Annotated in this window: 7 protein-coding genes and 1 pseudogene; 7 read left to right on the forward strand and 1 reads right to left on the reverse strand. The window is 33.8% G+C overall.

The genetic code is table 11. The features are described 5' to 3' along the window. A pseudogene (locus tag KFD70_RS28365) lies at nucleotides 1-192 on the reverse strand (IS3-like element ISBt2 family transposase); the annotation flags it as partial. 615 nt (nucleotides 193-807) lie between these two features. On the opposite strand from KFD70_RS28365, the gene KFD70_RS28370 reads away from it, so the two are divergent. The 7 genes from KFD70_RS28370 to KFD70_RS28400 form a co-directional block, all read left to right on the forward strand. Then, nucleotides 808-990, forward strand: a complete 183-nt coding sequence (locus tag KFD70_RS28370; RefSeq protein WP_017149846.1) for a YolD-like family protein — start codon at nucleotides 808-810, stop codon at nucleotides 988-990. A gap of 630 nt (nucleotides 991-1,620) precedes the next feature. Then, nucleotides 1,621-3,045 carry an alanine/glycine:cation symporter family protein gene (locus KFD70_RS28375; protein ID WP_336454570.1) on the forward strand — a complete coding sequence of 475 codons (1,425 nt, stop codon included), beginning with the start codon at nucleotides 1,621-1,623 and terminating at the stop codon, nucleotides 3,043-3,045. Nucleotides 3,046-3,169: 124 nt separating this feature from the next. Beyond that, nucleotides 3,170-4,150 carry a glutaminase gene (locus tag KFD70_RS28380; RefSeq protein ID WP_336454569.1) on the forward strand — a complete coding sequence of 327 codons (981 nt, stop codon included), beginning with the start codon at nucleotides 3,170-3,172 and terminating at the stop codon, nucleotides 4,148-4,150. Nucleotides 4,151-4,383: 233 nt separating this feature from the next. Beyond that, on the forward strand, nucleotides 4,384-5,700 hold the full coding sequence (locus KFD70_RS28385; RefSeq protein ID WP_336454568.1) for a sensor histidine kinase: 1,317 nt from the start codon (nucleotides 4,384-4,386) through the stop codon (nucleotides 5,698-5,700). A gap of 4 nt (nucleotides 5,701-5,704) precedes the next feature. Further along, complete coding sequence (locus KFD70_RS28390) at nucleotides 5,705-6,649, forward strand: response regulator (RefSeq protein ID WP_336454567.1); 945 nt, start codon at nucleotides 5,705-5,707, stop codon at nucleotides 6,647-6,649. 128 nt (nucleotides 6,650-6,777) lie between these two features. After that, nucleotides 6,778-6,900, forward strand: a complete 123-nt coding sequence (locus KFD70_RS28395) for an amino acid permease C-terminal domain-containing protein (protein WP_336454566.1) — start codon at nucleotides 6,778-6,780, stop codon at nucleotides 6,898-6,900. 439 nt (nucleotides 6,901-7,339) lie between these two features. Further along, nucleotides 7,340-8,145, forward strand: an 806-nt coding sequence (locus KFD70_RS28400; protein WP_431613537.1) for a spore germination protein, incomplete at its 3' end; no start/stop codon positions are given.

Consider the following 8,145-nt stretch of genomic DNA (forward strand, 5'->3'; position numbering starts at 1 on the left):
TGCAGATTGTCTCCCAATAGATTGTTCAAACCGATAGGTTTCGCCTTCACGATACCATTTCATCCAAGTTTTAATTTGAGCCACATGTTTAATTCCTAAGGCATCCATAATTTCTTTATTTTTGAATCCTTGGTGTTTCATTTCACCTACTTTCCACTTTATTTCGGCAGGATAATGCGTCTTTTTCCCCATACGAAAAACACCTCCATTAAAATCATAACTGATACTTACGATTTAGAGAGGTGTTTTTTATCGTCTCATTCTCAGGGTTCACTCCAAACAGAAAGGATGGCGTTTTTTGTATGAATCTATCGATTCAAGATGAGTTTAATTTATCCGCTTAAGAACTACAGTGATATCTATCACTGTAAGTTTGAATTGAAGTTTGATTGGAATTATTGTATGTACTATGGAATGACATTGAACTACCCCCACTTAACAACCTTGCGGTCTGTTTGAAGAGGGATATTCCTGCGAACACCGATGTATCCACCAGTTATCTTAGCAGGCTCTGCCCGTAGTTCCTACGGTGAGAACATAAGTACCTTGTACGTTGACTCACCACGCATCCTACTATTATTTTAAAGTTTTTGCGCCTGAATGACTTTTTAAATATTTTAAAAACTTTCTATAAAAACCTGTACTTTCTGGTAAGATTCTGTACTTTTAATTATAAATTAAAGATACGTTTCTATTAGTTTGGGTTTGAAAGCGCTTCAAGGGATGGTTTTGAATTTTTTAATTGGCCTATATTCTTGTATTTACAGGCTATTTATATAGATTAGTAGTGAGAAAGGGGATATATCCATGTTCTTAAGAAAATTAGCAAAAAATCACTTAATCACTATTGATTACTATCAGAGTGGATTTTTACAAACATGTAAGGGGCGAGTTTGCAACCTTGATTTACACCAACAAACACTGCTTTTAATAAATGAACAGCAAAAGATCTTCTCTATATGTTTATCTGATATTAAGGAAATCTATTAATGATTTTCTTTATCTATAGAGGAAAATAGAATTAAAGATTCCTGAGATTCAGTAAAATTGGCAATATATTTTTATGTAAACAAAGTATTTAGATGAAGGTTTTGTAGCAAAAATTTGCAGACAAGTGAGGGGCAGTAGACCTACTAATATTATGTGTTGATTTAGAAAGGAATACCAGGGCAGACAAGTGCTTTTCTAAGAAGCGTTAATTATAAACTAAAGAGACTTTATTATAGAACAAATATGAAAGTTTTTATAATCGATTTTTATTTTTTGATAATTCAGTTTATAATCTCGTGCAAATAATAAAAAGAGACAAAAAGGATTTATATAAGTTCAATTTAAAAATCCAGTATACGGAACAAGTATGATGGTGCAGCCACATTTCTGGATAAAAACTATTTTTTTGCGGGAGGAGCTAGAGCATCCAAGTGTACAAGCATCAGATCCTTCAAGATGTCAGCTGTACAGTTACATATTATGAATATTCGTATAAATGAGGAAATACCATTTTCATAGAAAATTTTTGTCTTTGTTGCATGTGTATATGAAACGAGGTTAGTTATGTCAGAAAATAAAGGTGATTTTATATAGATTAGGGGATATGAAATTTTGATATGAGGTGATTATATGGAACAATTGTTAGTGGATTTAGTCGGATCAACGAATGATTTTTTATGGTCTAAATTGCTAATTATTATGCTTGTTTTTTGCGGAATTTATTTCACATTTAAATCGAAATTTGTACAGTTTCGAATGCTAAAAGAAATGGTCCGTGTGTTAATGGAAGGGAAGAATAGTTCTAAAGACCAAATTTCTCCGTTTCAAGCGTTCTGTATTGGTATGGCCGCACGCGTTGGAACAGGAAATATCACAGGAATTGCGATTGCAATTGCACTAGGCGGTCCTGGAGCGGTATTTTGGATGTGGATTATTTCTATTATTAGCTCAGCATCCAGCTTTGTTGAAAGTACATTAGCACAAATATATAAAGTAAAAGATAAAGATGGTTTCCGCGGCGGTCCATCCTATTATATGGAAAAAGGGTTAAACAAACGTTGGATGGGAGTATTATTCTCTATTTTAATTACGCTTACTTTCGGCCTTGTGTTCAATTCTGTACAATCAAATACCGTTACAATTGCTTTTGAGAACTCATTCGGTACAGATCGTTTAACTGTAGGGATTATCATGGCACTTGCTTTCGCTGCAATTATCTTTGGCGGTGTACAGCGTATTGCAAAAATGGCTGAATACAAGGTAATGTTTTTAGCAGTCTTATACATTGGAGTTGCATTATTTGTTGTAGTTACGAACATAACAAAAATGCCGGAAGTTCTTTCTCTTATTGTTCAAAACGCATTTGGCTTTAAACAAATAGCAGGCGGTTCAATCGGCGCAGCACTCATGCATGGAGTGAAACGTGGTTTATTCTCAAATGAAGCTGGTATGGGAAGTGCTCCAAACGTTGCTGCAACGGCAACAACAAGCCATCCAGTGAAACAAGGACTTATTCAAGCATTTGGTGTATTAACGGATACACTGATTGTTTGTACAAGCACAGCATTTATTATTTTACTTTCTGATGCATACAAACAACCGGAGTTAAATGGTATTGCCCTTACACAAGCAGCATTAAGTGAACACATCGGCCCTTGGGCATCGGGCTGTCTTGCTATCTTTGTTTTCCTATTTGGATTCGGTGCGCTAATTGGTAACTATTATTATGGAGAAACAAATATTCGATTCTTACACACAAATAAAGTATGGTTAATGGTATACCGAATAAGTGTGTTAGCTATGATTGTATTCGGTTCGGTTGCAAAAATCCAGCTGGTATGGGATTTAGCGGATTTATTTATGGGCTTTATGGTTATTATAAATTTAATTGCTATTACCTTACTTTCAAAAGTAGCCTTTGCTGCGTTACAAGATTACATGAAACAGAAAAAAGCTGGTAAAGACCCTATTTTTTATAAAGAAAGCATTAAAGGGCTTGAAAACATTGAATGTTGGGAGCATTATCAGGACACTTCAAAAAAGAAAAGTATGTAACAAGAAAGATATTCAGACTGTAATATGTCTGAATATTTTTCTTGGTTCTAGTGCAAATATTATTGATTATAATAAAGAAAAAATAATTCTATACACAGTTAATAGTACGGAGGAATATGGTTAAATGATAAAGGAGTCTAGCGTTCAAGTTGAGAGTCAAGAAAAAGCTTACTTAGATCAATGGGTAGCTCATTATCGATCCTATGCTGCTAAGGGACAAAGCGCCAGTTATATTCCCGCTTTGGGAAAGATAAATTTATCGCAATTAGGTATTTGTATAGTAGGGCCAGATGGAACAATGATAAAGTCAGGGGATTGGGAGGTACCTTTCACCTTACAAAGTATATCAAAAGTAATCGGCTTTATAGCCGCTTGTTTAAGCCGCGGTATTTCTTACGTATTAGAGCGGGTTGATGTAGAGCCAACTGGAGATGCCTTCAATTCGATCATTCGTTTAGAGATGCATAAACCAGGAAAGCCTTTTAATCCTATGATTAATGCTGGAGCGATTACGGTAGCTTCGCTTCTGCCAGGAATATCGTCGCAAGAAAAATTAGAATCTCTATACGTATTAATCGAAAAAATGATAGAGAAACGTCCCGCCATTAATGAAAAAGTGTTTCAATCAGAATGGCAAACAGCTCATCGCAATAGAGCTTTAGCATACTATTTAAAGGAGAATGGTTTTTTAGAATCAGATGTGGAGGAGGCACTAGAGGTTTACTTAAAACAATGTTCGATAGAAATAAATACAGAGGATATTGCCTTAATAGGGCTTATACTAGCACATGATGGATATCATCCTATTCGTAAAGAACAAGTTCTCCCTAAAGAGGTCGCTAGATTAACAAAAGCCCTAATGCTTACTTGTGGAATGTACAATGCTTCTGGCAAATTTGCTGCTTTCATTGGGTTGCCAGCTAAAAGTGGGGTGTCCGGAGGAATTATGGCACTTGTCCCCTCAAAATCCAGGAGGGACCTACCGTTTCAAGATGGATGTGGTATTGGCATTTATGGACCAGCCATTGATGAATATGGGAATAGTTTACCAGGGGTTATGTTATTAGAACATATTGCACAAGAATGGGATTTAAGTATATTCTAAAAAGGATGATAGATGTTTTTGTGTCAGAGCGAATACAAAAATGTTCAGACAGTATAATGTGTCTGAACATTTTTGGGTTATAAAGTATCTTCCTAAAGTAGAAGAATGTAAAGAATACTCACAATGTTTAATGCTTTCGTTTATATCTTATTTATCGTTTTTTGTAAAAAATAGAGTAAGTGTTGTATTAATGTTAAGAGATTTGTATACTGACTGTTAGGCGAAAGTGAGAAGTGATTATTTTGAATCTTAGTAATTTAGTAAAAAAAGACATCTATATTCTGGTTTTGATGGTATTTACAGTACCCTTAGTAGGTGAAATAAAGTCTTTTCCCTTAAATGAGACATTTCGAATGAGCTTTGGTGCACCAACATTTTTCTTTTTTTTGTTATTATTTCGGCGAATGCCAGCATTCTTGCCAGGTTTTTTAACAGCAATAGTGGTTGTAGCATTTCGTATCTTAATAGACGTTATCACAAAGGAAAATATGGATTCGATAGCTGCTTTCCATATTCACTATCCTAGTTTTTTCTTTTATTTTACTTATTCTTGTCTCTTTTACTTAGCGAAAGTCGAACGCTTTCATCATCAACCATTGATGATTGGGTTTATCGGCTGCATCATTGAAATATTATCAGACTGTGTGGAATTAATGATTCAATATTTCGTATTAAAAACAACTATCACACCAGAGGCAATAAATGAGATAATCGTTATCGCATTTTCCCATAGTTTTATAGTTCTAAGCTTTTTCAATATGATGAAACTGTATGAAGCGCAGTCAAGGGAGAGACACATAAAAAAACAAAATGAACGCATGCTTATGCTCATCTCTAGTTTATATGAAGACGCTGTTCATTTAAAAAAAACGTTGCAAGATGCTGAAAATATAACAAAAAAATCCTATGATTTATATAAAACTTTAGATTCTTTAGAGCATAGACAGATGAGCTTTCAAGTTGCAGATTTACGGCAGCAGGCATTGAAAATTGCTGGTGAAGTCCATGACGTTAAAAAGGATAATCAACGTATTTTTGCTGGACTTTCAAAGCTAATTTCTGATGAAAGCTTTACAGATTATATGTCCATAAATGAACTGGTAAACATTATCGTACGAGCAAATGAGAAATACGCTCTGTTGCTAGAGAAAGATATTCAATTTGTGTACAAGATTGATGGCGTGCATCCTCACTATCATATTTACACAATCTTATCAATTATAAATAATATCGTTGCAAACGCTGTAGAAGCTATCCAAGATATGGGAACCATCACAATTGACATTAATAAAGACCATCATTCCGTTGAATTTCGAATAGGCGATAACGGTCCCGGTATTTCTTCAAAGTATAAAGAGTCAATTTTTGAACCTGGGTTTACTTCTAAATATGATGATGTAGGTAACCCATCGACAGGTATCGGACTATCGTATGTAAAAGAAATGGTCGAACAACTTGAAGGTGATGTTACGCTTGAGGACAGAACCGAAGGAAAAGGATCGATTTTTATAATCAGATTAAGGATTGATCATATAATTTCGAAAGGGTGATTCTATGTATTTTTATATAGTAGATGATGAGAAAGCGGTTCGCTCAATGTTAGCTCAAATTATAGAGGATGAGGATCTTGGACAGGTTGTAGGAGAAGCTGAGGATGGCTCATTGTTAGATCAAAAAATGCTAATCTTCAAAAATATAGACATTTTATTTATCGATTTGTTAATGCCGATTCAAGATGGAATAAAAACAATTCGTCAAATAAAACCATCGTTTAAAGGGAAAATCATCATGGTTTCTCAAGTAGAATCAAAAGAATTAATTGCTGAAGCGTATTCGCTTGGCGTTGAATACTATATTATTAAGCCCATTAACCGGATTGAAGTATTAACAGTCGTTCAGAAAGTCATCGAACGAATCCGATTGGAAAAATCGATAAAAAACATTCAAAAATCGCTCAATATGGTACTAAAATTGGATAGTGATCAAAGTACGCAGGAAAAATACCGTAATGAAAAACATATAAGTACTTTCAATCATTTTCAAAATTCCATTCACTTTCTTCTATCTGAATTAGGGATAGCTAGTGAAAGCGGAAGTAAAGATTTAATGGACATGCTGGATTATTTATATAAATATGAACAAGATAAAACGTTGGAACAAGGATTTCCCTCATTAAAAGAGATTTTTGTGAATTTAGCTCAAAAAAGACTTGGAGAATCAGCTGAAGAAGCCGAATTAAAAAGGTCGATTGAAGCCTCAAAACAACGGATTCGGAGAGCAATTTATCAATCATTAAACCATTTAGCATCCCTTGGACTTACTGATTTTTTAAACCCGAAGTTCGAAAATTACGCTTCTAGGTTTTTTGATTTTACAACCGTAAGGAGAAAGATGACAGAATTGAATAATGAGCCAACACTCCCTACTCGCATCGATACGAAAAAATTTATTCAAGTTCTTTATTTTGAAGCAAAACGGATACATTTGGAATTACAATGACGAACACTTTCTAATTTTTACTCTCAAATGATGGGTTTATTTTTATTTGTTCTTCTATCATTGTATTAAGAAAGAAAAGACCAGATTTAGAAAGGAAATTTAAGACGCCTTTTGTCCCTGTAATTCCGTTGATTGGGATTTGTTTTTCATTATATCTTATCATCAGTCTTCCAGAAGTTACTTGGATTCGTTTTATAATCTGGATGCTTATTGGACTTGTTATATATATTATTTGGAAAAACCAAAAGTAATTTGGCTGAAAATATAAATAAATAGTTAGTTAAATTAAAGTAAAAAAGATGCTAGAGATAGCATCTTTTTTACTTTAATAGGTATTATTACATCCTTTTATGTTTATTTATATGCAAGCATATAAATAAACATAAAAGGAAACAATATCTAGAAAATTGAAATTAGGAACAGAAAGTCTCAATGGTAACAAGAGTTTAGTACGGAATGAAATTAATGTTCACCGTTCTATTTTTGGGAATCTTTATAAAAAAAGACCAGATTTGATAAAATCTTGTTCCTAGGAGGGTGCATTTATAAGGTGATGAAAATGTGGAATATGATTGTTTCCTATCTTCCAGATTGGAAAATTTTTGTACAAGCTTTTATCGTATTTTTAATTCCATATATTATCTCAAGATTTTTTCATTGGGTCAATATATCAGAGAAAGAGTGGTAAGAATGAGTTGGTGGAAATCAAAGGATAACCAGGTGCAAAAAAATACCATTCAAGGAAATGCTAAACAACAAACTAAGCCTTCTCGAAACTCAGCGGTTTATTTTACGGGTGACTTCACATCAGACTTAGAACTCATAAGACAAGAAATCGGTCATAATTCTGATGTTCACTTTCGGGAGTTTAATATTGGGCGCATAGGCATTCGAGCTGCAATCATTTTTGTCGATGGACTATCAGATAAAGAGCTAATCGATAAACATATTATGAATTCACTAATGGTTGATTTTTTCGATGAATATAAAAATGAACCTACTTATGTGGAAGAAACTGTTTCGAAAGAATTTATTAAAAATAAAGTTCTTTCTATTAGTGAAGTAACAGAAATCAATCAAATAAAAGATTTGATATCCAAAGTATTGACAGGTTCGACAGCCCTATTGATTGATGGTTTATTTGATGTGTTCATTCTTGGCACAACAAAACCAAACAAACGGACTATTGAAGAACCAGTATCAGAAGCATTAGTCAGAGGTCCACGGGTAGGTTTTACGGAAGTATTAAGTGATAACACTGCACTTTTGCGACGTCATGGTGAAAATGAGAATTTATCATTGATAAAGCTGCAAGTAGGAGAACGTGCAAAAAAAGAGCTAGTTATAGCTTACATCAAAGACCTTGCTAGTCCAGAATTAGTGGAAGAGGTAAAAACAAGAATTCAGAAAATCAATATAGATAGTGTGCCTGAATCTGGTTATATAGAGCAACTTATTGAAGATAATTACCTCAGTCCTTTTCCACAAGCTCAGAA

This window comes from Bacillus pfraonensis (genome assembly GCF_050768835.1).
Lineage (GTDB): Bacteria > Bacillota > Bacilli > Bacillales > Bacillaceae_G > Bacillus_A > Bacillus_A pfraonensis.